Consider the following 24143-nt stretch of genomic DNA (forward strand, 5'->3'; position numbering starts at 1 on the left):
CTGTCGCGGACGGGTCCGGACCGGCGCGGGTCGCCTGGTCATCACCAATGTATGACTGTCGTCAAGGAAACGCCATACCCCTGGCGGTGGCGTGTCGCCCCGCCAGGTCGGGCGGGGCCGCGCGGGCGTGTATCGTTCGGGCGGCGACAAGCTGTAGCAGCGGCGGTGCTCGTGCACGCATGGTTCGAGGAGGGGTACGGCTTGGCCTGGGGCGATCTGGATTCCGCCCTGGCCGCGGCCCGCCGCGGCGAGGAGACGGGATTCGCAGAGCTTTGGCATGCCCTGCATCCGCTGCTGCTGCGCTACCTGCGCGCCGTCGTCGGTGACGCCGCCGAGGACGTGGCCAGCGAGACCTGGCTGCAGGCCGCCAAGGATGTGCGCGGGTATCGTGGCGACGCGGCCGGGTTCCGCGTCTGGCTGTTCCGGGTGGCGCGCCACCGCGCCCTGGACGAGCTGCGCAAGGCCTCGCGCCGCAAGGAGGACAACGGCGACGTGGCCGAGTACGTCACCGACTGGCCGGCCCCCGACGACACCGAGCGCGCCGCCGCCGAACGCGAGGACACCGAGCGCGCCCTGCGGCTGATAGCCCGGCTGCCCAAGGACCAGGCCGAGGCGGTGCTGCTGCGGGTGGTCGCCGGGATGGACGTGGCGCAGACGGCGAAGGTGCTGGACAAGCGGGACGGCGCGGTGCGGATCGCGGCCATGCGCGGGCTCAAGCGGCTCGCGGCGATCCTGGCCGAGCAGCAGGCCGACGGCGACACCGGCCACGACACCGGTACTACGGGTAGTACTGGCGCGACAGGTAGTACGGAGACGACAGGTAGTACGGGGACGACGGGCAATTCGGGCGCCAACGGGGGGATGGAGGGGGCCGGCGACGCGGGGCCCGGCCGCAACGGGCGGGGCTCGCGCACGGTGAAGGGTGCGGAGTATGGCTGAGCTCAGCGACGATGAGGCCGAACGCTTGCTGGAAGCGTTCCGAACCGCCGGCCTCGGCCCGGCCCCGATTCCCACGGTTCCCACTCCGGATCGACAGTCCGGTGTCGGAAACGGGTATCGGCATCCCGGCCCAGGTCCGGCCGCTCTTCCGGGTAGCGGAAATTCTGCCGTCGCCGGATCACCGCGACGGATGCCATACTCGGCCGGTTGGGACGGCGCCGGAGATGCCACCGAAGGCGCACCAGGCTCAGCGGGATCCACCGCTCCGGCGGCCCCGGAAGGGGGCTGGACGCCGGACGGACACGCAGGCTCGGGGGACAACGGAGGTGGCACGACCGTGAGCAGCGTGGACTTCCTCGCGGACCTCGGGCCGTCGGCGGACATGCGGGCGCTGGCCCGGGTCCTGTCCGCGGCGACCGCGCCGCCGTGGCCGCAGGAGCTGCGCGGCTACGAGGCGGCACGCAGGGCGTTCGAGAACGCAGGAACCGCCGGGGCCGCGGGAACCGCGGGAAGCGCCGGGACCACACCGGTCCGGCGCGGAGCCGGGGTGCCGCTGCGGCGGCTGATCGGTGTGAAGCTGGCCGCCGTGGCCGGGGCGCTGACCGTCACCGGCGTGGCGGTCGCGGCCGAGGCCGACGTGCTGCCCTCGCCGATTCAGCGGGCCGCGCACCAGGTGCTCGGCGGCGTCGGCGTACCCGACCGGGACCCCGATCCGCGAACCGGGCAGACCATGGCGTCCGCGCCGGGTTCGGCGTCGGGGCACCCGGGATCGAAGGTTTCGCAGAGCCCGAACCGGGCGTCCGGCGACCCCTCCAGCAACGGAGGGCTCCCGCCCGGGACGCCGGTGGGCGCCTCGGACGGCTCGGCGCCGAGCACGTCGGCCCCGGCTGCCGATGTGGTGGCGCTGTGCCGTACCTACGTCGCGCACAAAGGCGACTCGAACGGGAACGGCAACGACAAGGACGGGCTGAGCGAGCACGACAAGCGCAGGCTCGCCACGCTGGCCGGCGGCGCGGACAAGATCGCAGGCTACTGCGCGCAGGTGCTCGCGGCGCCCACGAGCCCCATCCCGCAGCCGACCGGTGTTCCGACGACGCCGCCCGCCTCGACGCCGGCGACCCCGTCCCCGTCGCACGACCACAAGCCGAACCCGACCTCGTCCAGCAGCGGGACCTTCGTCCCGGCGAGCACCTCCTCGCCGGACGGGAACGGCAACGGACACAGCCACACGCCGGACCCGTCCCGCGTCAAACACTGAAGCCGTGCTCTGACCTGGTGAAGTAACGGCAGACGGGCTCGGCGCGCCTATTCCCGCAAGAGGGATTCGCGGCATGCGAGCCCGGCCGTACCCATCCCTGCCGGCCGGTCCTCCAGGTTGTGCCCCGCTGCGACGCGGCGGGGCACAACCATCACCAGACGGCGAAGGACACGGCGAACAGTGCAGACCCCGGCGGGACGACAGCAGCGGACGTTGGCGGGGGGCGATGGCGCGACGCTGGTCGGGGCGGCGGTCGGCGCAGGCCCCACGGAAACCGGGCGTGTAGGGCCCGGACAGCATGCGGCGCCCGCGAATGCGGTTGCCGGGCATGCGAGGCCTGACACCGCGGCGGGTGCTACGACGACGGAGGGTCCGGCAGCGAGCGCTCCGAACGCGGGTCGCTCGGTGTCCGGGGTCCCGATCTTCGTGGACGCCTCGGGGCGGCGGCGCAAGCTGGCCCGGCGTGCGTCGCTGGCGGCGGTCGTGGTGCTGGCCGGATATGGCGGACTGCTCGCGGTGAGCTTCGCCGGCGGACCGATCCCGCCGAACGCGTTGCTGCCGGTGCCCGGGATCCCGTCGGGCAAGGCGCAGGTACCTGCGTCGTCGGCGAACGCTGGACCGTCGGCAAAGCCGAGCTCTGGTCAGGACGCGGCACCCGCCGCCGGCAGTACCGACCACCGGCCCGGGGAACGGGCCACCACGCCGGGTGGGGCTCTGCGGCAGAGCGCGCCGCCGGAGCCCACGCCCACCACGTCTGAGGCGCCGACGCAGGTGCCGACGCCGACCGGCACGTCCGCGGCGACGAGCCCGGGGAACACACACGGCAATCCCACGCCGCCCGGGCACACCCGGCGCAAGTCGCCGGCTCCGGGCCAGAGCAGCTGAGGGCGGCGGACATGCCCACTCCTTCGCAGTCGGGCCACGACGCTGATCGCTACGGTTCGGACTACGACGACTACGACCACGACGGCCACCGCGACTACGACGGCCACCGCGGCTGCGACGGCCACTACGGTTCTGACCACTACGGATCCGATGGCTTTGGACCTGATGGCTACCAATCTGGCGACTACCGGTCCGATCGCCGACCTCAGGCCGATCCACATGCCGGTTATGGTCTTCGATCCGAGGCCGATCAGGTTGGTACTGGTGGTTGGTCGCAGCTTGAGTCGCCTGCCGACTACGAGCCCGATCAGGCTGCTTCCGGCGGCCGGTCGCAGCTCGAGTCGCATGACGGCCACGAGCCTGGTCCGGCTGGCTCCGGCCACTGGTCCCGGCCTGATTCCCATGCCGGCTACGGTCCTGGTCCCTCGGCCCGCCCAGCTCCCGCAGGTCGCCACCCACCCCGTCCCCACCCCGGTGACGGCCACCCGCCGCCGCGCGGTCCGCATCCGCCCGGCGGTTACCCGCCGGGCCCCGACAGCTATCCCGGGCCCAACGTCCGTCCCGCCGGTGCGCCGCCGCCTCCGCCGGGGCCGGGGCGTCCGCCGCGTCGGTCCGGGGCCGGGCATCGAGCGGTTGCGGTGCGCACTCCGCGCAGCCACTGGCTTGTGATGGCCGTTCTGCTGCTCACGCTGGCTTCGATGCTCACACTTGGCGGCATCCTTAATCACCAGGTCGGGGCCGAGGGCAGTGGTGGTCCGCATCAGCCGCTGGGCAACGTCGGCGTTCCGGCGTCGATCACCGATGGTGGTCCGGTCGTGGACACCCGGGCCGGGGCTCAGCGTTCGCTGGCGGTGCAGCCGGGCAAGGTCGCGCTGACGTTCGACGACGGTCCTGATCCGCAGTGGACTCCGCAGGTGCTGGCCGTGCTGGCCAAGCACCACGTCCCGGGCACGTTCTTCGTCATCGGCGCGCATGTGGCCGAGGACCCTGGTCTGGTGCGCGACGAGGTCGCCGACGGCGATGAGGTCGGCATCCACACCTTCACGCACGACGACCTCGGCACCGCACCGGCCTGGCGCCGTTCGCTGGAGTTCTCCCAGACCCAGTCGGCGATCGCTGGTGCGACCGGGATCTCCACGCCGTTGTTACGTCCGCCGTACTCCTCCGAGCCCGACGCGGTCGACCGGCTGGACTGGGCGGCGATCCAGGACGCGGGCAAGCACGGCTACCTCGTGGTCCTCACCGACCGGGACAGCCAGGACTGGCAGCGGGAGGGCGTGCAGAAGATCCTTGATGCGTCGATCCCGTCGGCCCCGGCGGTCCCGGCGAAAGGGAAGGCAACCTCGGCCGCGCCGCCCCCCGGCTTCGTCCTGATGATGCACGACGGCGGCGGCGACCGGTCGGAGACCGTCGCGGCCCTGGACCAGCTGATCCCGGCCCTGCAAGCCCGCGGCTACGCCTTCGACACCGTGACCGGAGCGGTCGGCGCCCCCTCACCGCTGGCCCCGGCCGACACCGTCGCCCGGTGGAAGGGCAAAGGCCTGATCCTCGCGGTCCAGGTGTCGGATTTCGTCGTGCGCTGGCTTGGCTGGGCGGTGCTCCTGTCCGGGGTCGTCGGCGCGGTGCGCGTCGTGCTCCTCCTTGGCGCGGCTCGGCGGCACCGTCGGCGCCGCGCCGTGCCGTGGGGGCCGCCGGTGACGCGGCCGGTGTCGGTGATCGTCCCGGCGTACAACGAGGAAGCCGGCATCCGGGCCACGGTCGAGTCGCTGTCGGCGAGTACGTACCCGATCGAGATCATCGTCGTCGACGACGGTTCCACCGACGGCACCTCCGCGGTCGTCGAGGAGCTGATCCGCCGCCGTCGCCCCGGCCTGCCGCCGCTGCGCCTGATCCGCCAGCCCAACGCCGGCAAGCCCGCCGCGCTCAACACCGGCACCGCCGCGGCGCGCGGCGATCTGCTGGTGATGATGGACGGCGACACCGTCTTCGAACCTGAAACGGTCGCGCACCTGGTGCAGCCGTTCGCCGATCTCTCGGTCGGGGCGGTCTCCGGCAACGCCAAGGTCGGCAACCGCAAGGGCATCCTGGGGCGCTGGCAGCACATCGAGTACGTGGTCGGGTTCAACCTGGAACGCCGGATGTACGACCTGGCCGGCTGCATGCCGACGGTGCCGGGTGCGGTCGGCGCGTTCCGGCGCGAGGCGCTGGCCCGGGTCGGCGGGGTCAGCGACGACACGCTGGCCGAGGACACCGACCTGACGATGGCGGTGATCCGGGACGGCTGGCGTGCGGTGTACGAGGAGCGCGCGATCGCCTGGACCGAGGCACCGTCCTCACTCCGGCAGTTCTGGCGGCAGCGCTACCGGTGGTGCTACGGCACGCTGCAGGCCATGTGGAAGCACCGTCGCAGCGTCCTGCGCCGGGGCGCCGAGGGCAAGCTGGGACGCCGTGGCCTGACCTACATGCTGCTGTTCCAGGTGCTGATGCCGTTGCTGGCGCCGGTCGTGGACGTGTTCGCCGTCTACGGGCTCGTCTTCAACGACGCCGCGCGCGTCGGCGCGGTCTGGCTGGCCTTCCTTGCGGTCCAGATGGTGATGGCGCTGTACGCCTTCACGTTGGACCATGAGCGCCCGACCGCGCTGTGGACCCTTCCGCTACAGCAGGTCGTCTACCGCCAGCTGATGTACCTCGTGGTGATCCACTCTCTGGTGACGGCGGTCGTCGGCACCCGGCTGCGGTGGCAGCGGGTGCAGCGCTACGGCAGCCTCGGTGGTACCTCCTCGGCGGGGGCTTCCGTCGCAGGTCAGCAAGGGGTGTAACGCCAGAGCGGGCCTCGACGCCTCTATTAACGGCGAGAAGGTGGCATCTCGTACAGCGTTCGGCTCCGGAACCCGTCGCCCATTCCCGGCGGGACCCGGAGCCGAATGCATTTTCTCCGGACTTGGCGCAAACCCGGTTGCGATCTGCCTCCGGGCTGCGGGACCTTGGTCGCCAATATGAATGAGAAGGACATGGTCCGCTTGTCGAAGCGGATGTCGAACTGGCTGCGCCACCACCCCGAAGCGATCGGCCTGACGATGGACGGCGCCGGCTGGGTGTCGATCGATCAGCTGCTGGCCAACGCCGCAGCCCGGGGCCAGCGTTTCGGCCGTGCGCAGCTCGACGAGGTCGTGGCGCAGAACAACAAGCAGCGGTTCGAGCTCGACGACACCGGGACGCTGATCCGGGCCCGGCAGGGTCATTCGGTACCGGTCGAACTCGGTTACGCCGCCGCCGAGCCGCCCGAGGTGCTGTTCCACGGCACCGCGCAGAGCACGCTCACCCTGATCTGGCGTGACGGGCTGCTGCCGATGAAGCGCCACGCCGTGCACCTGTCGCAGGACCTGGACACGGCGGTCAGGGTCGGATCCCGGCACGGCAAGCCGGCGGTGCTGGCCGTCGCCGCCGCGCGCATGCAGGCCGAGGGCTACCCGTTCTTCGTGACGGGCAACGGCGTGTGGCTGACCGACGCCGTGCCGGCGGAGTACCTGCGCGAGGTCCCGGCCACCGGCTGAATACCAGGTTGCCCGGTCGGGGCCGGTCCGCCACGATCGTGCAATGCTCCTGACGATTACCGCGACGGCGCCGCCCGGCGCCGACTGGCCGGCCACTGACCTGGGCTTCCTGCTCCACAAGAATCCGGGGCGGGTCCAGGCCTTCTCCGTGACCTACGGCACGGCCCACGTGTTCTATCCGGTCGCCGGCGAGCAGGAGTGCACCGCCGCGTTGCTGCTGGAGGTGGACCCGATCGCGCTGGTGCGCGGCCGAGGTCGTACCAGCCAGGACTTCGCGCTGTCGCAGTACGTCAACGACCGGCCGTACGCGGCGTCCTCGCTGCTGGCCTCGGCCCTGGGGCACGTCTTCCGCACCGCGCTGCGCGGCCGCTGCGACCAGCGCCCGGAGCTGGCTGCCATGGCAATCCCGCTGCGCATCGAGGTGCCGGCGCTCATTTGTCGCGAGCCGGAACTGGCCGTGTCACTGTTCGAACCGCTGGGCTGGGCCGTGGAGGCCGAGCCGGTGGCGCTGGACCCGGCGTTCCCGGAATGGGGCGCCTCGCGCTACACGAAGCTGACCCTCACCGGGACGCTGCGCCTGTCCGAGGCGCTGTCGCACCTGTTCGTGCTGCTGGCCGCCCTCGACGGCGCCAAGCATTACTGGGTCGCCAACGACGAGGTCGACAAGCTGGTACGCGTCGGCGAGGGCTGGCTCGGTACGCACCCGATGCGCGGCATGATCGCGCGCCGGTACCTGGCACGGCGCCAGCCGCTGGTGCGGGAGGCGCTGGCGCGGCTGGCGGAGGTGGACGACGTCGAGCCGGAGGTGCTGGACAACGCGGTGGGGTTCGAGGCGGTCGAGACCGAATCCGAACCGGTAGACGGACCCCACCCGCCCAGGGGGCTCACCATCACAGACAAGGAAGGCGCGCCCGGCGAACAAGCTCAAGGATCCGCCGCCGCGCCCGCCGAGGTCAACGAATCCGACCCGAAGGTGAGCCAGGCGAGGGAACGCAAGCTGTCCCTGGCGACCGCCCGCCGCGCGGCCGTCGTCGAGACCCTCCACGAGGCCGAGGCCTCCCGCGTCCTGGACCTTGGTTGCGGCGAGGGCGCGCTGCTGCGCGACCTGCTCAAGGACAAGGCGTTCACGGAGGTCGTCGGCATCGACGTCTCGGCCCGCGCGCTCCAGATGGCCGCGCGCAAGCTGCGCGTCGATCGCCTGCCCGAACGCGTCAAGGCGCGCCTGACCCTGCGCCAGGGCGCCCTGACCTACACCGACGCCGCGCTGGCCGGATACGACGCCGCGGTCCTGATGGAGGTCATCGAGCACGTCGACCCGCACCGTCTGCCCGCGCTGGAGCACGCCGTCTTCCGCGCGGCGCACCCCCGTGCCGTTGTGGTAACCACGCCCAACATCGAGTACAACGCCCGGTACGAGACGCTGGAGGCCGGCCGGTTCCGGCACAGCGACCACCGTTTCGAGTGGACGCGTGCGGAGTTCCGTGCCTGGGCCGAACGGGTGGCCGCGTCGTACGAGTACGACGTCCGGTTCAAGCCCGTCGGCGAGATCGACCCGGAGCTCGGGCCGTCCACCCAGCTCGCGCTGTTCACCCTGACCAAGAAGGAGGCCTCGGCCGATGTCTGACCTGGCCGTCCCCGAGCTGTCGCTGGTCGTGCTGATCGGCACCAGCGGCTCCGGCAAGTCCACCTTCGCCCGCAAGCACTTCCGCTCGACCGCGATCGTCTCCTCCGACGCCTGCCGCGGCATCGTCTCCGACGACGAGAACGACCAGTCCGCGACCCCTGAGGCCTTCGCGCTCCTGCACCACATCGCCGGCGTCCGTCTGCGCCGGGGCCTGCTGACCGTCGTGGACGCCACGAACGTGCAGAGCAAGGCGCGTGAGTCGCTGGTGAAGCTGGCGCGCGAGTACGACGTGCTGCCGGTCGCGATCGTGCTCGACATCCCCGAGCGTGTCTGTGTCGACCGCAACGCCGAGCGTGCCGACCGGGCCGACCTGCCCGCGCGCGTCATCGCAAGGCAGCGCCGCGAGCTGCGCAACGGGCTGCGGAACCTGTCGCGTGAGGGCTTCCGCAAGGTGCACGTCCTGAAGAGCGTCGAGGAGGTCGACGCGGCCGTCATCGCCTATGAGAAGGCGTACAACGACAAGCGTGAGCTCACCGGCCCGTTCGACGTCATCGGCGACGTCCACGGCTGTCGCGCCGAGCTTGAGACGCTGCTCGCCACGCTTGGCTACACCCTCGCCCGGGACGAGCACGGGCGTCCCGTCGACGCTGTGCATCCCGAAGGTCGTACGGTGGTGTTCGTCGGCGACCTGGTCGACCGGGGTCCCGACACACCCGGCGTGCTGCGGCTGGCGATGGGGATGGTCGAGGCCGGGCACGCGCTGTGTGTCACGGGCAACCACGAGAACAAGCTGGTCCGCGCTCTGAATGGACGCAACGTCAAGGTCGCCCACGGCCTGGCCGAGTCGCTGACGCAGCTGGAGGCCCAGGACGAGGACTTCCGCAAGCGGGTCCGTGCCTTCTGCGACGGGTTGATCAGCCACTACGTCCTGGACGGCGGCACGCTGGTGGTGGCCCACGCCGGCCTCAAGGAGGAGTACCAGGGACGCGCCTCGGGGCGGGTCCGCTCCTTCGCGATGTACGGGGAGACCACCGGGGAGACCGACGAGTTCGGGCTGCCGGTGCGCTACCCGTGGGCCAACGACTACCGGGGCCCGGCGATGGTGCTGTACGGGCACATTCCGGTGTTGGACCTGGAGTGGGTCAACAACACGCTGTGTCTGGACACCGGTGTGGTGTTCGGCGGGCGGCTCAGCGCTCTGCGCTACCCCGAGCGTGAACCGGTATCGGTGCCGGCCGAGCGAGTCTGGTACGAGCCGGTGCGTCCGTTGCAGGCCACGACGTTTGCCTCCGGCGCTGGTGTGGTGCGGCGTGACCCTGGCGTGCTGGACCTGGACGACGTGCTCGGTCGGCGCACCGTGGAGGCGCGCCACCTGGGCCGGGTCACCGTGCAGGAGGAGAACGCCGCCGCGGCGCTGGAGGTGATGAGCCGGTTCGCGGTGGACCCGCGCTGGCTGGTGTACCTGCCGCCGACGATGGCGCCGTGTGCGACGTCCACGCTGCCGGGGTTTTTGGAGCACCCGGCCGAGGCTTTCGCGGCGTACCGGGAGGAGGACGTCAGGGAGCTGCTGTGCGAGGAGAAGCACATGGGGTCCCGGGCGGTGGTCGTCATCGCGCGCGACGCCGACGCCGCACGGGCCCGCTTCGGGGTCGAGGACGGCAGCACGGGTGCCGTCTACACGCGTACCGGCAGGCCGTTCTTCGACCGGCCCGAGCAGATCGAGGCGGTGCTGGCGCGGGTGCGCTCGGCTGTTGACGCCGCAGGCGTGTGGTCGGAGCTGGAGACGGACTGGCTGCTGCTGGACTGCGAGCTGCTGCCGTGGTCGGCGAAGGCGATGGGGCTGCTGCGGGATCAGTACGCCGCGGTGGGTGCGGCGGCGCGGGTGTCGCTGACGGCTGCCACCTCGGTGCTGGGCGCCGCTGTGGCTCGGGGGCTGGATGTCGGGGAACTTGCCGCTCGCCAGGAGCGGCGGCTCACGGACGCGCTGGCCTTCACCACCGCGTACGGGCGCTACTGCTGGCCGGTGGACGGGCTGGAGGGGCTGCGGCTGGCGCCGTTCCAGGTGCTGGCATCGCAGGGGGCCAACCACGCTGTGACCAAGGGCAACGACTGGCACATCGCGTTGGCCGACCGCCTGGTCGAGGCCGACCCGGAGTTCTTCACACGCACCGAGCGGCGCATCGTCGACCTGGAGAACGAGGCCTCGGTCGCCGAGGCGACGGCCTGGTGGCAGACGATGACCGCGGCCGGCGGCGAGGGCATGGTGGTCAAGCCTCTGCACGGCTTCACGGCGGGCCGGCGCGGGCCGGTCCAGCCGGGCGTGAAGTGCCGCGGACCGGAGTACCTGCGCATCATCTACGGCCCGGAGTACCTCGAGCCGCCGAACCTGGACCGCCTGCGCCACCGGGGCCTGGGCCGCAAGCGCTCGCTCGCGAGCCGGGAGTACGCGCTGGGCCTGGAGTCGGTGGAGCGCTTCGTCGGGGGCGAGCCGCTGTGGCGGGTGCACGAGGCGGTGTTCGCGGTGCTGGCGTTGGAGTCGGAGCCGGTGGACCCTCGGTTGTAGTCGCTCGGCGAGGGCTTTCCGCGAACCTGCGGTTGTGAGGGACACCGGTCAGGAGAAGAGTGGGGTGCATGGCGCAGGCCAAACGCTTCCCCGGCGAGTCCACCGAATACCGCACCGCACGTGACGCCCTTCTGCAGGAAGAGGTCGAGCTGCGCCGCCAGGTGGAGCGCGTCGCCGAACAGCGGCGCGCCCTCCCGGTCGGCGGCGCGGTCGACGACTACGTCTTCCACGGCGTGGACGGCGAGGTCCGGCTGGCGGACCTGTTCGCCCCCGGTCAGCAGACCCTCATCCTCTACAACTTCATGTACGGGCCCGAGATGGACGCCGCCTGCCCGATGTGCACCAGCTTCCTTGACGGCCTCAACGGCAACGCCCGGCACATCACGCAGCAGGTCGGTCTCGCGGTCGTGGCGAAGTCGCCGCTGCCCCGCATCCTGGAGTACGCCGAGGGCCGCGGCTGGGACGGCCTGACGATGGTCTCCTCGGCGGACAACATGTTCAACCGGGACTACCACGGCGAGGACGAGCACGGCGACCAGGAGTCGATCATCCATGTCTTCGCCAAGGACGTCGACGGCGAGGTCCGCCACCGCTACAGCTCCGAACTCATCTTCGTCCCCGGGGACCCCGGGCAGGACACGCGGCACATCGACGCCGGATGGCCGCTGTGGAACATCCTCGACCTCACCCCGACCGGTCGCGGCTCGGCGTGGTACCCGCGGCGCGAATACTGAGGCTGACAAGGGGCAGTACTGGAGGCCAGAACTCGGGTGCGGGGTCGCGGCGGCGTGTGCAACCGTAAGACATGACTTGGCATGTGACTTCTGACATCGACGAGTTCGAGGGCGCGGCGAGGGAGTTCCTGCTGTCCGACCCCGTGCGGAACACCGTGCTGCTGACGGTGCTGGAGTCGTTGCGGGCGTCCGGCCCCACGGCTTACGGGGATACGCCAGCGTCTTTCGGCTGGTACCGCGATTCCGATTCCGATCCCGCTTCCGAGGTGCGAGGCGCATTCCTGCGGACGCCCCCGATGCCTGCCCTGGTGTCGGAAGCGCCAGAACGCGCTGTGCGGGCGCTGGTCGATGTGCTGGCCGAGGTTCCGGGCCTCAGCGGGCCCGACAGCAGCACGCGGGCCTTCGTACAGGCCTGGCGTGCTGCGGGGCGCCACGCGACGGTGGCGTCGAACCGCCGCCTGTTCCGCCTTGCCGAGCTGACCCCGCCGGAGCCTGCGCCTCGGGGGCGAGCGCGGCTCGTCACCGATGCCGATCGCGAGCTGCTGATCGAGTGGTTCTCCGCCTTCGGCACCGATGTCGGCGAGCCGACCGCGGACCCGGCGCGCGCCGTGGATCGGCGGCTCGCGAACGGCGAACTCCTGTTCTGGGAGGTCGACGGCGTCCCCGTCGCCATGGCCGGCACCACGACGCCGGTCGCGGGCGTGGCGCGCGTCGCCCCGGTCTACACGCCTGCCCTGCTGCGGGGACGCGGTTACGCGGGCGCCATCACGGCTGCCGTCAGTCGGCGCAGTCTGGGAGCCGGCTACCAGGTCGTGCTCTACACCGACATGGCCAATCCGACGAGCAACGCGCTGTATCAGCGCCTTGGATACCGGCCCATCGGTCAGTGGTCCGAGCTGAAGCTGGCTTAGCTGGTAATAATTCAGTACGCGCAATGGCTTTCTCGGCTCTACCGTCGTCGTCGAGTCCATATCCGGACCCTGACCACCACGAGACGAGAAGCCCATGTCCACCCTGCGTGTCACCGCCGAACCCCTGACCATCCACGTCCACCCGAACGCCGACGCGTTGGAGCTGGCGCAAGTCGGCCTCTACCGGGCCGTCGTCGCCAAGGGCGCGTACCAGAGCGGTGACCACGCGATATACATCCCCGAGCAGTCGGTGCTGCCCGCCGGGCTGATCGAGGAGCTGGGGCTGACCGGGCGCCTGGCCGGGTCGGGCAAGGACCGGGTGCGGGCCATCCGCCTGCGGGGCGAGCTGTCGCAGGGCATCGTGTGCCGGCCCAAGGCGCTCGACGGGGTTGACCTGGCCGCCGCGCACGAGGCCGGCGAGGACTTCGCCGAGGTCCTCGGTGTCGTGAAGTGGGTGCCGCCGGTGCCGATCAGTATGTCCGGGGACGTCGTCTCGGCCGCCGATCTGCTGCCGTGGACCGACATCGAGAACATCGCGCGCTACCCCGGTATCTTCGAGCCCGGCGAACTGGTGTCGGCCACCGAGAAGGTGCACGGTACCTGCTGCATGCTCACCTACCTGGCTGAGACCGGGGAGAACCTGGTGTCGTCCAAGGGCTTCGGGTCCAAGTACCTGGCTCTGGTCGAGAGCGGGACGAACCTGTACTGGCGTACCGTGCGGGCCCACGGCGTGCCGGAGGCCGCCGCCAAGATCGCCGAGGCCTACGGCGCGCGCCGGGTCGGCATCTACGGCGAGGTCTACGGCAAGGGCGTCCAGGACCTGGCCTACGGGGCCAACGCCGGGGACGTTCCGGGCTTCGCCGCGTTCGACGTCTGTCTCGACGTCGAGGGCGAACTGCGCTGGCTGGGGGCTCCGGAATGGTCTCAGGCGCTGCGGGACACCGGCTTGGACATCCCGCTGGTGCCGACGTTGTACGAGGGCCCCTACGATGAGGCGCTGTTGCTGGCCCTGGCCTCCGGCAAGGAGACCGTGAGCGGCACCGGTGCCCACATCCGGGAGGGCATCGTCGTGCGCTCGCAGCAGGAGCACGGCAACGCCGTGGTGGGGAGCCGCACGATCGGGAAGATCGTGTCGGCGGAGTACGTGACGCGAAGCGGGGGGACTGAGTATGAATGAGCAGGTGACGACGGGGGAGCGCCCCCTGCTGTCCGACGTGCTGGATCCGGAGGACCTCGCGCGCGAGATCGCCGCGGAGAAGGTCACCCGGCGCCGGCACCCGACTCTGCCGCTGTCGATCTATTCCTACAGCCGCGCCTGCCAGTACGAGCAGTACTGGACCCCCGTCACCACCCGCACCCGCGGCCTGGTCGTGGACGACACGACCGGTCGCGTGGCCGCCTGGTGTCTGCCGAAGTTCTTCAACCACGGTCAGCACGGGAACTACGACTACGCGCCGGCGCTGCCCGAGGAGCCGTTCGAGGTCTACGACAAGGTCGACGGATCCCTGGGCATCGTCTTCCACTACGACGGCGCCTGGCGTGCGGCGTCCAAGGGCTCGTTCATCTCCGACCAGGCTGCCTGGGCCCAGCGGTACCTCGACGGGGTGGACACCTTCGGCCTGGATCCGTCGGTCACCTACCTCGCGGAGATCATCTACCCCGAGAACCGCATCGTGGTGAACTACGGCGACCGCCGCGATCTGGTGCTGCTCGCCGCGTTCCGGGCCGACGGGACCGAGCTGCCGCTGCGCGAGGCCGCCCCGGCCTGGGACGGGATCGGCGCCGTCGTGCGTACCTACGACTGGAGCGACACCTTCGGGGTGCTGGCCGCGCTCGCGGAGAAGAACCAGCACCTGGACGGCGCCGATGCCACCGGCACCGACGCCGAGGGCTGGGTCATCCGTTTCACCTCCGGTGTTCGGACCAAGACCAAGCTCACCGGGTACGTGTCCCTGCACTACCGGCTGACCAGCGTCGGCCCGCGCCACCTGTGGCGGGCGCTGGCTGTGCAGCTGTACCCGGAGTGCACCGATGTGCAGATCGCCCAGGCTGTCGGGGTGCAGACCAACGAGGTCGTCGGCATGCGCCGGATCCCCGGTGGGCCGCTGGCGCCGCTGCTGGAGGACGTGCCGGACGAGTACGACGCGTGGGTGCGAGGGGTGTGCCAGGAGCTGAAGGCGCGCGCCGCCGAGCTCACCGCCGCCATCGAGACCGCGCACGGCTCGCTGGTGCATCTGGCCGCGGACCGGGGCGCGTACGCCCGGGCCGCGAAGGACTTCGACGGGTTCGTACGGGCCGGGATGTTCCTGCTGCTGGACGGCCGGCCGATCGCCATGCACGTGTGGCGCGCGGTGAAGCCGGAGGCGACCGAGGCGTTCCGGGACGACGACGAGAACTGACACGCAGGCGTGTGATGGCCGGCGCGATGACCGACGCAATGAATGAGGGCTGATGGACGACGACTACTACGACGACGCATTCCCCGACGCGGGCCCGGACCCCGTGGCCACCGGGCCCGGCGTGCAGGCCGCCAAGCCGGTGGTGCACATCATGCGCGGGCTGCCGGCGTCGGGCAAGTCGACCCTGGCCCGGCAGATGATGGCCGGGTCCGGGGGCCGGATGCGCCGCGTCAGCCTGGACGAGCTGCGCCGGATGATGGACGACAACGACGGCTCCAAGCGACTGGGCCGCCGGCACGAGGAGACGGTGCTGGCGGTCCAGGACGCGGTCGTGCTGGCCGCGGTGCAGAGCGGGTTCGACATCGTGGTCGACAACACGCACCTGGTGTCGCGCATCCCCAAGCGGCTGAAGAACCTGCTCGGCGGCCGGGCGACGTTCGAGGTGCACGACCTGACCGACGTGGACGTCGAGGAGTGCGTCAAGCGGGACGCGCAGCGTCCGAACCCGGTGGGCGAGGAGCACATCCGGGCGATGGCGCTGCGGCTGGCCTCGACGAAGTCCTCGGGCTGGAAGCTGACCGCGCAGGACCTGAACGCGGTGGTGCCGGTACGGACCTACGTCGCGGACCCGTCGCTGCCGGCCGCGGTGATGTGCGACATCGACGGCACGCTGGCCGACAACACGAACCGCGGGCCGTACGACTGGCAGAAGGTGGAGACCGACGAGCTGATCGTCGCGACCGCCGACGCGCTGGTCGCGTTCGCCGCGCGCGGGGACCGGATCGTCCTGATGTCCGGACGCGGCGAGGACGTGCGCGAGGGCACGGAGCGCTGGCTGGCGGCGCACGACGTGAAGTACGACGAGCTGTGGATGCGCAAGGCCGGCGACACGCGTGCCGACGACATCGTGAAGAGCGAGCTGTTCGACGCGCACGTGCGGGACCGGTTCGCGGTGCGGGTCGTGCTGGACGACCGCTCGCGGGTCGTGGCGCTGTGGCGGCGGATGGGCCTGGCATGCTGGCAGGTCGACTACGGGGACTTCTGAGGGGACTGCTGCGATGACGGACTGGTCGGACTGGTCGGACCGGTCGGCCTCGTCGGCCTGGTCGGCGTCGTCGTACCTCGACGCGGTCCGGGAGTCCTTCGACACCGTCGCGGTCGACTACGCGCGGCTGGTCGAGCCGATGCTGGAGTCGGCGTCGCAGGTTCGTGAGGAGTTGGCGGCCTTCGCCGACCGGGTCCGGGACGACGGTCTCGGACCGGTCGCCGATCTGGGATGCGGGCCCGGGCACATCACGGCCTTCCTGGCCGGGCGCGGGGTCGAGGTGTTCGGGGTGGACCTGTCGCCCCGGACCATCGCCCTGGCCCGGTCGGCGCATCCGGAGCTGCGGTTCGAGGTCGGCTCGATGACCGAGCTGGGGGAGCTGGGCGTCGCCGACGGCTCGCTCGGCGGGGCGCTCGCCTGGTACTCCACGCACCTGATGCCGCCGGAGCTGGTGGCGGCGTCGTTCTCAGAGGTAGCACGGGCGCTGGTGCCCGGCGGGCGGTTGCTGTGGGGGTCCTACGTCGGCATCGACGACCGGGTGCGGCCGGAGCAGGCGTACGGGCATCCGGTGACGTACGAGCTGTTCATGCTCACGATCGAGCACCTGACCGGGCTCATCGAGGCGGCGGGCCTGGCGGTTCGGGACCGCAGCCTGGAGCAGCTGCCGGGCAAGGAGCGCTGGCACGCGAAGGTGTGGGCTGAGAAGCGGGTCGCCGTGGGTTGAGAAGGTTGAGAAGGTTGAGAAGCCGGTCGCCGCAGCATGATCGCGGACGGAGGTACTTACGGAGGTAGTACGGAGAGGTACTACGGGGACGAGGTCTCAACCAAGGGCAAGTAGTGCCCGTACGTCGGTGGCGACCTGTGCCACGTCCACCGGCGTCGTGGCGTCGACCTCCAGCACCTGCCCGATCCCGATCGGTGCGGCGAAGTCCCGCTCCCAGCGCTCGGGGCTCAGCTCTTTGTCGGGGTGTACCGGGTGGCGCTCGCCGGCCGCGCCGCGTTCGCGGAACCGCTGTATGACCACCTCGCGGGGCGCCGTGAGGTAGACCTCGACCAGCTTCCCGCCTTCGCTCAGGGCCCGCAGTGAGTTGTTCTGTTGCTCGTGGCCGGTCCAGAAGTTGGCCTCCAGGACGCACTCCGGCGCGTCGGCGGCCAACAGCCACAGCATCTCCATCGCCGCCGCTCCGAGCCGCTGGGACCACTCCCGCTCGACGGGGCCGGTCTCGGCGGGCCCGGTCTGAACGAGCACGTCGTGGATCCGCTCCTTGATGCTGTCCTTGGCGAACAGCGGCATGCCCAGGGCACGGGCCAGCGGTCGGGCGATCGTCGTCTTACCCACACCGGGGGCGCCGGAAATCATGACGATCCGGCGGCGGAAGGGGTCTGAGGTCACAAGAAGGTTTTGCCCTCGCCGCGGTACGTCGGGACGGAGCGGATCACCTCGTCGCCGGATATGAGGTACAGGGTGTCGAACCGCTCGCACAGCTCGCCGGCCTTGGTGTGCCGGAACCACACCCGGTCGCCGACGCGCAGGCTCGCCGCGACCTTGCCCAGCAGCGGCGTCTGGACCTCGCCGGCGGCCTCGTTCGGGTCGTAGGACAGGCCCGGGGGCAGGTAGGGCTGCGGCAGCCGGTCCTTGCCGGCCACGCCGGAGGCCGGGTAGCCGCCGCCCAGGGCCGTCGCGGTCTCCGGGCCCGGGCGGCGCACCACCGGCAGGGCGAACAGCGCTGCGGGGCGGCCGCGGAAGGAGCGGTAGGAGTCGAACAACCACGGCTGGTACAGGCCCGAGCCGGCGGCGATCTCGGTCACGGCGTCCTCGGCGGTGGTGCGCTCGATGCTGCCGGTGCCGCCGCCGTTGACGAACTCCAACGGGGCCAGCTCCCGTACCGCCTCGACGATGGCGCCTCGGCGGGCCGCCAGCTCTCGGGCCGAGCGGCTCTGCATCGCGCGGATCGCGGCGCCGCGCAGGGGGCGGCCGGGGGGTGCGTCGCCGACGCCGGCGATCTGGGACTCGTAGGCCATCAGGCCGACCAGCTTGAACTCCTCGCGCCGCAGGACTTCCCGGGCCATCGCGGCGACCTGCGCCGGGGTGTGCAGCGGAGAGCGGCGAGCGCCGATGCGGACCCGGCCGCCGGCGGCGACGAAGGCGGCGTCGATGTCGATGCAGACCCGGATCGGGGCGGGCAGGCCGCCGGGCGCGCCGGCCACCGCCTTCTCGATCAGGTCCAGGTGGTCGGTGCTGTCGATCATCACCGTGACGGCGGCCAGCGCGGCCGGGTCGGCGGCCAGGTCGGCGTAGGCGGCGCGGTCGGTGCTGGGGTAGGCCACGACGATGTCGTCGAAGCCCTGTCCGGCCAGCCACAGGGCCTCCGGCAGCGTGAAGCCCAGGATGCCCTGGTAGCCCGGCAGGCTCAGCACTTCCTCCAGCAGCGCCCGGCAGCGCACCGACTTGCTGGCCACGCGGATCGCCTTGCCCGCGGCGCGGCGGGTCAGGTCCGCGGCGTTGGCGTGGAACGCGTCCAGGTCGACGGCGGCGAACGGCGGCTCGAAGCCGGCGGTCGCGGTGTCGAGGCGGCGGCGGTCCGCTTCGGGGCCGGGCGGGGTGGGGGGCATGGGATCAGCGTCGCACAGGTGAGCGGCGGCGAGCTAGGGGAGGGCCGGTGGCGGGACCGGAGGTAGTGCCGGAGCTAGGACGGGAGCTAGGACCGGAGGTAGTGCCGGAGCTACGACGGGAGCTAGGACCGGAGGTAGTGCCGGAGCCACGACGGGAGCTAGGACCGCGGGTAGTGCCGGAGCTACGACGGGAGCTAGGACCGGAGGTAGTGCCGGAGCCACGACGGGAGCTAGGACCGCGGGTAGTGCCGGAGCTACGACCGGAGCTAGGACCGGAGGTAGTACCGGAGCTACGACCGGAGCTGCGACCGGAGCCAGGACAGGAGCCAGGACTGGAGCTAGTAGCGAAAGGCCGGGCGGCGGTGCGCGATTCGGGTTACGCCGACGGCGGCCAGACGGCTAGGGTTCTGGGGTTCGAGTGTGGATCTGGGGGTCGGGGTGGACGCGGAGCGGCATGCCTGAGCGCTACTGGTTGGGCGCGGTGCTGAGCATCGTGGGCGGAGCGGCGGTTGCCGGTGGCGCGGTGCTGGCCACGTCCGGATCGGCCAAGGCGGTCAAGCCGCCGGTGGTCTCGCCGGCGCAGCAGGCGGACGAGGCCGAGCGGGCACTGTGGCGGACCAAGCCGGTGGATCAGGTGTTCCCGGCGACCGTCACGCTGGGCAGCCAGTACGTGCGCCTCGGGATCGCGCCTGCCGCGGCGTGTGACGTGTTGCCGCAGGACTTCCGTCTCGAACTGGCCACGGATGCCCCGGGCACGACGTGTGTCAAGGTGCTGCGCGCCACCTACACCGACATCACCCAGACCGTCTTCGCCACGGTCGGCGTGGTGGTCATCGGCGGCGACGCCGCCTCGCGGGACAAGGTGTGGCGGCAGTGGACGCCCGACGCGGCCTCCAAGCAGCCGGACACCATGCCGGAGGTGTTCCCCGTTCCGCACACAGTGGCCGCCGACTTCGCCGACAGCCAGCGCGTGGCGTGGAACTCGCAGGCTTCCAACGACGGCTCGTACCTGGTCTATGTGGTGTCGGCGTTCGGCGACGGCCGCTCCGGTGTCGCGGACGTGCAGTTTGGCATCGGCAAAGACCTGGCCGCCGACTCGCCGCCGGTGCAGGCGGCTTCCGGGCTGTCCCAGCTGTTCGCCGACGAGTTCACCAATACGGAGAAGGGCTAGTGAGGACCACTCCCGTGCGGGAAACGAACAGGACGTCCGCACGCGTGCGCCGGATATCCGCCTTGGCGCTCGCCGCGGCGCTTCCGGTACTGGTGGCGGCTCCGGCCGCGCGGGCCGACGAGGTGCGCTCGGCGCAGTGGCCGATCACGTTCCTGAACCTGCCCCAGGCGTGGAAGACCACGAAGGGGGCCGGTGTCACGGTCGCGGTGCTCGACACCGGCGTCGTCGGGTCGCGCGCGGACCTCACCGGGCAGGTGACCACCGGTCCGGACCTGGTCGGCGGCAGTGAGAAGCCGGGCGACCCGGACTGGGGCGTGCACGGGACCGGGATGGCCTCGGTGATCGCCGGGCACGGCCACGGCCCCGGCGCCAGCCAGGGCGTCATGGGCGTCGCCCCGGCCGCGAAGATCCTGTCGGTGCGGGTGATCCGGGACGACGAGAGCCCGGACAACGGCCTGCAGGAGGCCTCGCACACCCCCATCTCCGAGGGCATCCGCTATGCCGTCGACCACGGTGCGCAGGTCATCAGCATGTCGCTGGGCGGCACGGTGCCCGGTGCGGACAGCGACACCACGAACGAGGCCGACGCGGTGCGGTACGCGATCGCGCACGGGGTCTCGGTGGTGGTCTCGGCGGGCAACTCCGGCGACAAGCCGGACAAGGACGTGACCGAGTACCCGGCCGGGGAGCGCGGGGTGATCGGCGTGGCCGCCGTGGACCGCAACGGCAGGCGGGCCTACTTCTCCTCGACCGGCTGGGACGTGGCGGTGGCCGCGCCCGGCGTCGACATCCCGATGGCGCTGCCGGTCAACGACCAGGCCGGGGACACCTACGCCGACTTCGGGCCGGAGATCGGCAACGACATCCTGGTCGGGGCCGGGACGAGCCCGGCGTGCGCGTACGTGGCCGGAGTGGTGGCGCTGATCCGGTCGGCGAACCCGGCGTTGAGCCCGGAGCAGGTGGCGCAGATCCTGAAGAGCACGGCCTCGCACCGGCCGGCCGAGGGGCGCAACGACCAGATCGGCAACGGGATCGTGGACCCGGTGGCCGCGCTGAAGGCGGCCGCGGGCGTGGCCGGGACGCCGCCGACCCCGAAAGCGCCGGCCTACCAGGGCTCGAAGTACTTCGGGTACGGACCGGAGGCGGTGGCCGACCAGAGCATCGGCGGGCTGAGCCGGCAGCAGCGCGGGATGGTCGACGCCGCGGTGGCGTTCACCGGCTCGCTCGCGCTCGGCGGGTGGTTGGTGGTGCGGGGGCGGCGGCGGTCGCGGGCTGCGGCGGCGCTTTTGGGGCCGGTGGCCGATCCGATGCCGATGGGGCCGCTGCCGTTCGGGTTGATGCCCATGCCAACATCCATGCCGATGTCCGTGCCGGGGGCGCCGGGACTCGTTTCGCCGGGAGCGGCGCCGGGGCCGAATCCGTTCCCGGCCCGGCCCGCCGCCGGGGCCGGGGCCGGACCGGGCGTGCCGTCGCGATCGTGGACGGCCACTAAAGTCGAGCCCATGACCGACTTCGCAGGACGCACGCTGGCTCCCTCCGCCTTCCCGAACGACGACGGGGGCGCGGACCCGGCGCTGCTGTCCGTGCTGGAGGCGCACGGCCGGGGCGAAGCGGCTATCGAGCACGCGTACGGCTACCTGCTCAACGCCCGGGTGCTGGCGCCGATCGTGGCGGTGCTCGGCGAGGCCGAGGAGGTGCCGGACGAGCAGGGGCGGAACCTGCGCCGGGACAAGAACAGCGACATGGCGCTGGTGACGCTGCTCGCGCCGGACGGCACCCGCGCGCTGCCGGTGTTCACCTCGGTGGCGGCGCTGGTCCAGTGGAACCCCGAGGCCCGGCCGATGCCGGTGGCCTTCCCCCGGGCGTGCGCGGCGGCCAAGGCCGAGGGGGCGGAGGTCGTGCTGGTGGACCTCGCGCGGCCCTCGTTCCTGGAGGTCGAGCCGGCCGCGGTGCGGGCGTTCGCGGCGGTGCTGGAGAAGGCCGAAGCGGAAGAGGCCGGCGGCGGCACCGAAAGCGCCGAGGCCACCGAAGCCGTCGAGAGTACAGAAGCCGCCGAGAACGCAGTAGCCGCTGAGACCGGCGACGGCGCCGGAAAGGCCGACGCCGTCGAGGAAGCCAGCTGAGACGAAGAAGCTGGACGAAGCTGGAAGAAGCTAGAAGACCTAAGAGCGCGCGTACACCGCCCCGGTGAACTTCTCACCGGGGCCCTGTCCTGGCTCGTCGGGGTACGGCGAAGCCTCCCGGAACGCCAGCTGCAGCGTCCGCAGCCCGTCCCGCAGCGGCGCGGCGTGCTGCGAGCCGATCTCCGGCGCGGCCGCCGTGATCAGCCCGGCCAGCGCGGTGATCAGCTTGCGCGCCTCGTCCAGGTCCAGGTCGGCCTCGCCGTTCTCCGCCAGCCCCAGCTTCACCGCCGCCGCGCTCATCAGGTGCACCGTCACCGTCCCGATCACCTCGACCGCCGGCACGTCGGCCAGGTCGCGCTGCTCCGCCGGCGATGCGGGAATGTCCTGCGGCTCGGGGCTGTTGTCGGTCACTGCGGCTCCTTGCGGTGGATCACTTGTGTATCGGTAAAGCTTCCCATGGTGGGGGCGGTGGCCCTGTGGTCACGGCCTTCCCCCGGAAGCTGCTAGTATCGGTGTCACGACCGATCGGGCATGCTCGCGCGTGCCTCGATCCGCAAGCGGAGATTCCATCTCCCACCTGGTTCGCCTCCGGGCGGACGGGTTCCGGTCAAACAGCCTCACGCCAGGGGTGTGCGGGCGGCGTTCAGCGTCGTCCTCGAACGTTCCCGGCGTCGGTCAGTTCCGGTGTGGTGGAGCCTCGCATGCATGTCGTGCGGGGCTTTTGCGTTTTTCTTCGCAGGGGCCGCGTACCGAACAGACCCGGGCATTGAGCCCAAAACGTAGGAGGCCCCATCAGCACTGAGCCCCGTATCAACGACCGGATCCGCGTTCCCGAAGTGCGGCTGGTCGGCCCCAACGGTGAGCAGGTCGGCATCGTGTCGATCCAGGACGCGCTCCGGCTGGCTCAGGAGCAGGACCTCGACCTGGTCGAGGTCGCGGCGACCGCGCGCCCGCCGGTCGTCAAGGTCATGGACTACGGCAAGTACAAGTACGAGTCCGCCCTGAAGGCCCGTGAGGCGCGCAAGAACCAGGCGCACACGGTCATCAAGGAGATGAAGCTCCGCCCGAAGATCGACCCGCACGACTACGAGACCAAGAAGGGTCACGTGGTGCGGTTCCTGAAGGCCGGGGACAAGGTCAAGATCACCATCATGTTCCGCGGCCGGGAGCAGTCCCGGCCCGAACTCGGTCGGCGCCTGCTGAGCAAGCTCGCCGAGGACGTGGCCGAGCTCGGCTTCGTGGAGTTCGCGCCGAAGCAGGACGGCCGCAACATGATCATGGTCCTGGGCCCGCACAAGAAGAAGACCGAGGCGATGGCCGAGGCCCGCCTGGCCAAGGAGCAGCGCAAGGCCGGCACGTACGGCGAGGCTGAGCACGAGGAGTCGGCCGAGGGCCAGACCACCGAGCTCGCCGAGTCGATCGAGTCGGTCGAGCAGACCGAGGCCGTCGAGCAGACCGAATCGGTCGAGCAGACCGAGGCCGTGGTCGGTGCCGCCAGCGGCGCGGACCAGGCCGGAGAAGAGCAGTCCTGACCACGGTCAGGCCGGACCGGCCCCGAGACCTGAGCCCCCCGCGCTAGCCGCGGGGCGGCCGCCCCGGGGCGAGAGCGAGAGCGGATCCGTGTGGGTTGCACCCCACGGATCCGCCCTATGTGAAGGAGAAACGGCGTCATGCCGAAGCAGAAGACCCACAGCGGTTCCAAGAAGCGTTTCAAGGTGACCGGCTCGGGCAAGATCATGCGCGGCCAGGCCGGCATGCGCCACAACTTCGAGCGCAAGTCCTCGGAGTACACCCGGCAGCACACCGGCGAGGTCGAGGTCGCCAAGCCCGACGTCAAGCGCATCAAGCGGCTGCTCGGCCGCTGAGGCCCGCGGCGCATCGCCCCCCGACCTAGTTACTGAGCAGGAGATAGAACAATGGCACGCGTCAAGCGGGCAGTGAACGCCCAGAAGAAGCGCCGGGTCGTCCTCGAGCAGGCCAGCGGTTACCGCGGCCAGCGCTCGCGTCTGTACCGCAAGGCGAAGGAGCAGGTCACCCACTCCCTCGTCTACGCCTACCGGGACCGCAAGGACCGCAAGGGCGACTTCCGCCGGCTGTGGATCCAGCGCATCAACGCCGCGGTCCGCGCCGAGGGGATGACCTACAACCGCTTCATCCAGGGCCTGCACCTGGCGAACGTCGAGGTCGACCGCAAGATGCTGGCCGAGCTGGCCGTCAACGACGCCGAGGCCTTCCGCGCCCTCGTCGAGGTCGCCAAGAAGGCGCTGCCCTCGGACGTGAACGCGCCGAAGACCGCCGCGTAGGTCTGGCGAGTTCCAGCCCCA

At 71.3% G+C, this 24143-nt stretch carries 21 protein-coding genes; 18 read left to right on the forward strand and 3 right to left on the reverse strand.

Features of this window, described 5'->3' with window-relative positions; translation table 11 throughout:
• Nucleotides 1-165 precede the first annotated feature (165 nt).
• From ABIA35_RS34840 to ABIA35_RS34900, 13 genes are all read left to right on the forward strand, one after another.
• Entirely contained in the window at nucleotides 166-939 is a 774-nt protein-coding gene (locus ABIA35_RS34840) for an RNA polymerase sigma factor (RefSeq protein ID WP_370360797.1), read from the forward strand.
• A gap of 337 nt (nucleotides 940-1276) precedes the next feature.
• Entirely contained in the window at nucleotides 1277-2197 is a 921-nt protein-coding gene (locus ABIA35_RS34845; protein WP_370360798.1) for a hypothetical protein, read from the forward strand.
• A gap of 405 nt (nucleotides 2198-2602) precedes the next feature.
• Complete coding sequence (locus ABIA35_RS34850; protein ID WP_370360799.1) at nucleotides 2603-3082, forward strand: hypothetical protein; 480 nt, start codon at nucleotides 2603-2605, stop codon at nucleotides 3080-3082.
• 698 nt (nucleotides 3083-3780) lie between these two features.
• Nucleotides 3781-5901, forward strand: a complete 2121-nt coding sequence (locus ABIA35_RS34855; RefSeq protein ID WP_370360800.1) for a bifunctional polysaccharide deacetylase/glycosyltransferase family 2 protein — start codon at nucleotides 3781-3783, stop codon at nucleotides 5899-5901.
• A 177-nt stretch (nucleotides 5902-6078) separates the two neighbouring features.
• Complete coding sequence (locus ABIA35_RS34860; RefSeq protein WP_370343900.1) at nucleotides 6079-6636, forward strand: RNA 2'-phosphotransferase; 558 nt, start codon at nucleotides 6079-6081, stop codon at nucleotides 6634-6636.
• Nucleotides 6637-6679: 43 nt separating this feature from the next.
• Complete coding sequence (locus tag ABIA35_RS34865; protein WP_370360801.1) at nucleotides 6680-8260, forward strand: 3' terminal RNA ribose 2'-O-methyltransferase Hen1; 1581 nt, start codon at nucleotides 6680-6682, stop codon at nucleotides 8258-8260.
• Entirely contained in the window at nucleotides 8253-10823 is a 2571-nt protein-coding gene (locus ABIA35_RS34870) for a polynucleotide kinase-phosphatase (RefSeq protein WP_370360802.1), read from the forward strand. The genes ABIA35_RS34865 and ABIA35_RS34870 overlap by 8 nt, the downstream gene beginning before the upstream one ends.
• 68 nt (nucleotides 10824-10891) lie before the next feature.
• Nucleotides 10892-11557: a DUF899 family protein gene (locus ABIA35_RS34875; RefSeq protein WP_370360803.1), complete on the forward strand. Its 666-nt coding sequence runs from the start codon at nucleotides 10892-10894 to the stop codon at nucleotides 11555-11557.
• An 83-nt stretch (nucleotides 11558-11640) separates the two neighbouring features.
• Nucleotides 11641-12468, forward strand: a complete 828-nt coding sequence (locus ABIA35_RS34880; protein WP_370360804.1) for a GNAT family N-acetyltransferase — start codon at nucleotides 11641-11643, stop codon at nucleotides 12466-12468.
• A gap of 94 nt (nucleotides 12469-12562) precedes the next feature.
• Nucleotides 12563-13645, forward strand: coding sequence for an RNA ligase (ATP) (locus ABIA35_RS34885; RefSeq protein WP_370360805.1), 1083 nt, complete (start codon nucleotides 12563-12565; stop codon nucleotides 13643-13645).
• Nucleotides 13638-14867 (forward strand): RNA ligase, encoded by a 1230-nt coding sequence (locus tag ABIA35_RS34890; protein ID WP_370360806.1) that lies wholly within the window; start codon nucleotides 13638-13640, stop codon nucleotides 14865-14867. Before ABIA35_RS34885 ends, ABIA35_RS34890 begins: the two co-directional genes overlap by 8 nt.
• 52 nt (nucleotides 14868-14919) lie before the next feature.
• The gene (locus ABIA35_RS34895) at nucleotides 14920-15912 is read left to right on the forward strand and encodes an AAA family ATPase (RefSeq protein ID WP_370360807.1); all 993 of its coding nucleotides are present in this window, start codon (nucleotides 14920-14922) and stop codon (nucleotides 15910-15912) included.
• A 13-nt stretch (nucleotides 15913-15925) separates the two neighbouring features.
• Complete coding sequence (locus ABIA35_RS34900) at nucleotides 15926-16636, forward strand: class I SAM-dependent methyltransferase (RefSeq protein ID WP_370360808.1); 711 nt, start codon at nucleotides 15926-15928, stop codon at nucleotides 16634-16636.
• A gap of 96 nt (nucleotides 16637-16732) precedes the next feature.
• Here ABIA35_RS34900 and ABIA35_RS34905 read toward each other — a convergent pair whose 3' ends face one another.
• The gene (locus tag ABIA35_RS34905) at nucleotides 16733-17305 is read right to left on the reverse strand and encodes an AAA family ATPase (protein ID WP_370360809.1); all 573 of its coding nucleotides are present in this window, start codon (nucleotides 17303-17305) and stop codon (nucleotides 16733-16735) included.
• Nucleotides 17302-18525 (reverse strand): amino acid deaminase/aldolase, encoded by a 1224-nt coding sequence (locus ABIA35_RS34910; RefSeq protein ID WP_370360810.1) that lies wholly within the window; start codon nucleotides 18523-18525, stop codon nucleotides 17302-17304. Before ABIA35_RS34910 ends, ABIA35_RS34905 begins: the two co-directional genes overlap by 4 nt.
• Before the next feature lie 454 nt (nucleotides 18526-18979).
• Here ABIA35_RS34910 and ABIA35_RS34915 point away from each other — a divergent pair, with 454 nt between their 5' ends.
• Nucleotides 18980-19696 (forward strand): hypothetical protein, encoded by a 717-nt coding sequence (locus ABIA35_RS34915; protein WP_370360811.1) that lies wholly within the window; start codon nucleotides 18980-18982, stop codon nucleotides 19694-19696.
• 44 nt (nucleotides 19697-19740) lie between these two features.
• Nucleotides 19741-21819, forward strand: coding sequence for a S8 family serine peptidase (locus tag ABIA35_RS34920; protein ID WP_370360812.1), 2079 nt, complete (start codon nucleotides 19741-19743; stop codon nucleotides 21817-21819).
• Between the two features lie 39 nt (nucleotides 21820-21858).
• Here ABIA35_RS34920 and ABIA35_RS34925 read toward each other — a convergent pair whose 3' ends face one another.
• Nucleotides 21859-22230, reverse strand: coding sequence for a DUF1844 domain-containing protein (locus tag ABIA35_RS34925; protein ID WP_370343885.1), 372 nt, complete (start codon nucleotides 22228-22230; stop codon nucleotides 21859-21861).
• A 380-nt stretch (nucleotides 22231-22610) separates the two neighbouring features.
• On the opposite strand from ABIA35_RS34925, the gene infC reads away from it, so the two are divergent.
• The 3 genes from infC (at nucleotide 22611) to rplT (ending at nucleotide 24122) form a co-directional block, all read left to right on the forward strand.
• On the forward strand, nucleotides 22611-23351 hold the full coding sequence (gene infC, locus ABIA35_RS34930) for a translation initiation factor IF-3 (protein WP_370360826.1): 741 nt from the start codon (nucleotides 22611-22613) through the stop codon (nucleotides 23349-23351).
• 138 nt (nucleotides 23352-23489) lie between these two features.
• Nucleotides 23490-23684 (forward strand): 50S ribosomal protein L35, encoded by a 195-nt coding sequence (rpmI, locus tag ABIA35_RS34935; RefSeq protein ID WP_370343884.1) that lies wholly within the window; start codon nucleotides 23490-23492, stop codon nucleotides 23682-23684.
• A gap of 51 nt (nucleotides 23685-23735) precedes the next feature.
• Nucleotides 23736-24122: a 50S ribosomal protein L20 gene (gene rplT, locus ABIA35_RS34940; protein ID WP_370343883.1), complete on the forward strand. Its 387-nt coding sequence runs from the start codon at nucleotides 23736-23738 to the stop codon at nucleotides 24120-24122.
• Nucleotides 24123-24143 lie beyond the last annotated feature (21 nt).

Source organism: Catenulispora sp. MAP12-49, from assembly GCF_041262705.1.
In the GTDB taxonomy this organism is placed as follows: domain Bacteria; phylum Actinomycetota; class Actinomycetes; order Streptomycetales; family Catenulisporaceae; genus Catenulispora.

Bases quoted from the DNA above. Each gene is read 5' to 3' on its own strand.
- rplT (WP_370343883.1), top strand. From the start codon at position 23,736: ATGGCACGCGTCAAGCGGGCAGTGAACGCCCAGAAGAAGCGCCGGGTC.
- ABIA35_RS34855 (WP_370360800.1), top strand. From the start codon at position 3,781: ATGCTCACACTTGGCGGCATCCTTAATCACCAGGTCGGGGCCGAGGGC.
- ABIA35_RS34900 (WP_370360808.1), top strand. From the start codon at position 15,926: ATGACGGACTGGTCGGACTGGTCGGACCGGTCGGCCTCGTCGGCCTGG.
- ABIA35_RS34895 (WP_370360807.1), top strand. From the start codon at position 14,920: ATGGACGACGACTACTACGACGACGCATTCCCCGACGCGGGCCCGGAC.
- ABIA35_RS34865 (WP_370360801.1), top strand. From the start codon at position 6,680: ATGCTCCTGACGATTACCGCGACGGCGCCGCCCGGCGCCGACTGGCCG.
- ABIA35_RS34885 (WP_370360805.1), top strand. From the start codon at position 12,563: ATGTCCACCCTGCGTGTCACCGCCGAACCCCTGACCATCCACGTCCAC.
- ABIA35_RS34870 (WP_370360802.1), top strand. From the start codon at position 8,253: ATGTCTGACCTGGCCGTCCCCGAGCTGTCGCTGGTCGTGCTGATCGGC.
- ABIA35_RS34875 (WP_370360803.1), top strand. From the start codon at position 10,892: ATGGCGCAGGCCAAACGCTTCCCCGGCGAGTCCACCGAATACCGCACC.
- ABIA35_RS34860 (WP_370343900.1), top strand. From the start codon at position 6,079: ATGAATGAGAAGGACATGGTCCGCTTGTCGAAGCGGATGTCGAACTGG.
- rpmI (WP_370343884.1), top strand. From the start codon at position 23,490: ATGCCGAAGCAGAAGACCCACAGCGGTTCCAAGAAGCGTTTCAAGGTG.
- ABIA35_RS34910 (WP_370360810.1), bottom strand. From the start codon at position 18,525: ATGCCCCCCACCCCGCCCGGCCCCGAAGCGGACCGCCGCCGCCTCGAC.
- ABIA35_RS34890 (WP_370360806.1), top strand. From the start codon at position 13,638: ATGAATGAGCAGGTGACGACGGGGGAGCGCCCCCTGCTGTCCGACGTG.
- ABIA35_RS34915 (WP_370360811.1), top strand. From the start codon at position 18,980: ATGCCTGAGCGCTACTGGTTGGGCGCGGTGCTGAGCATCGTGGGCGGA.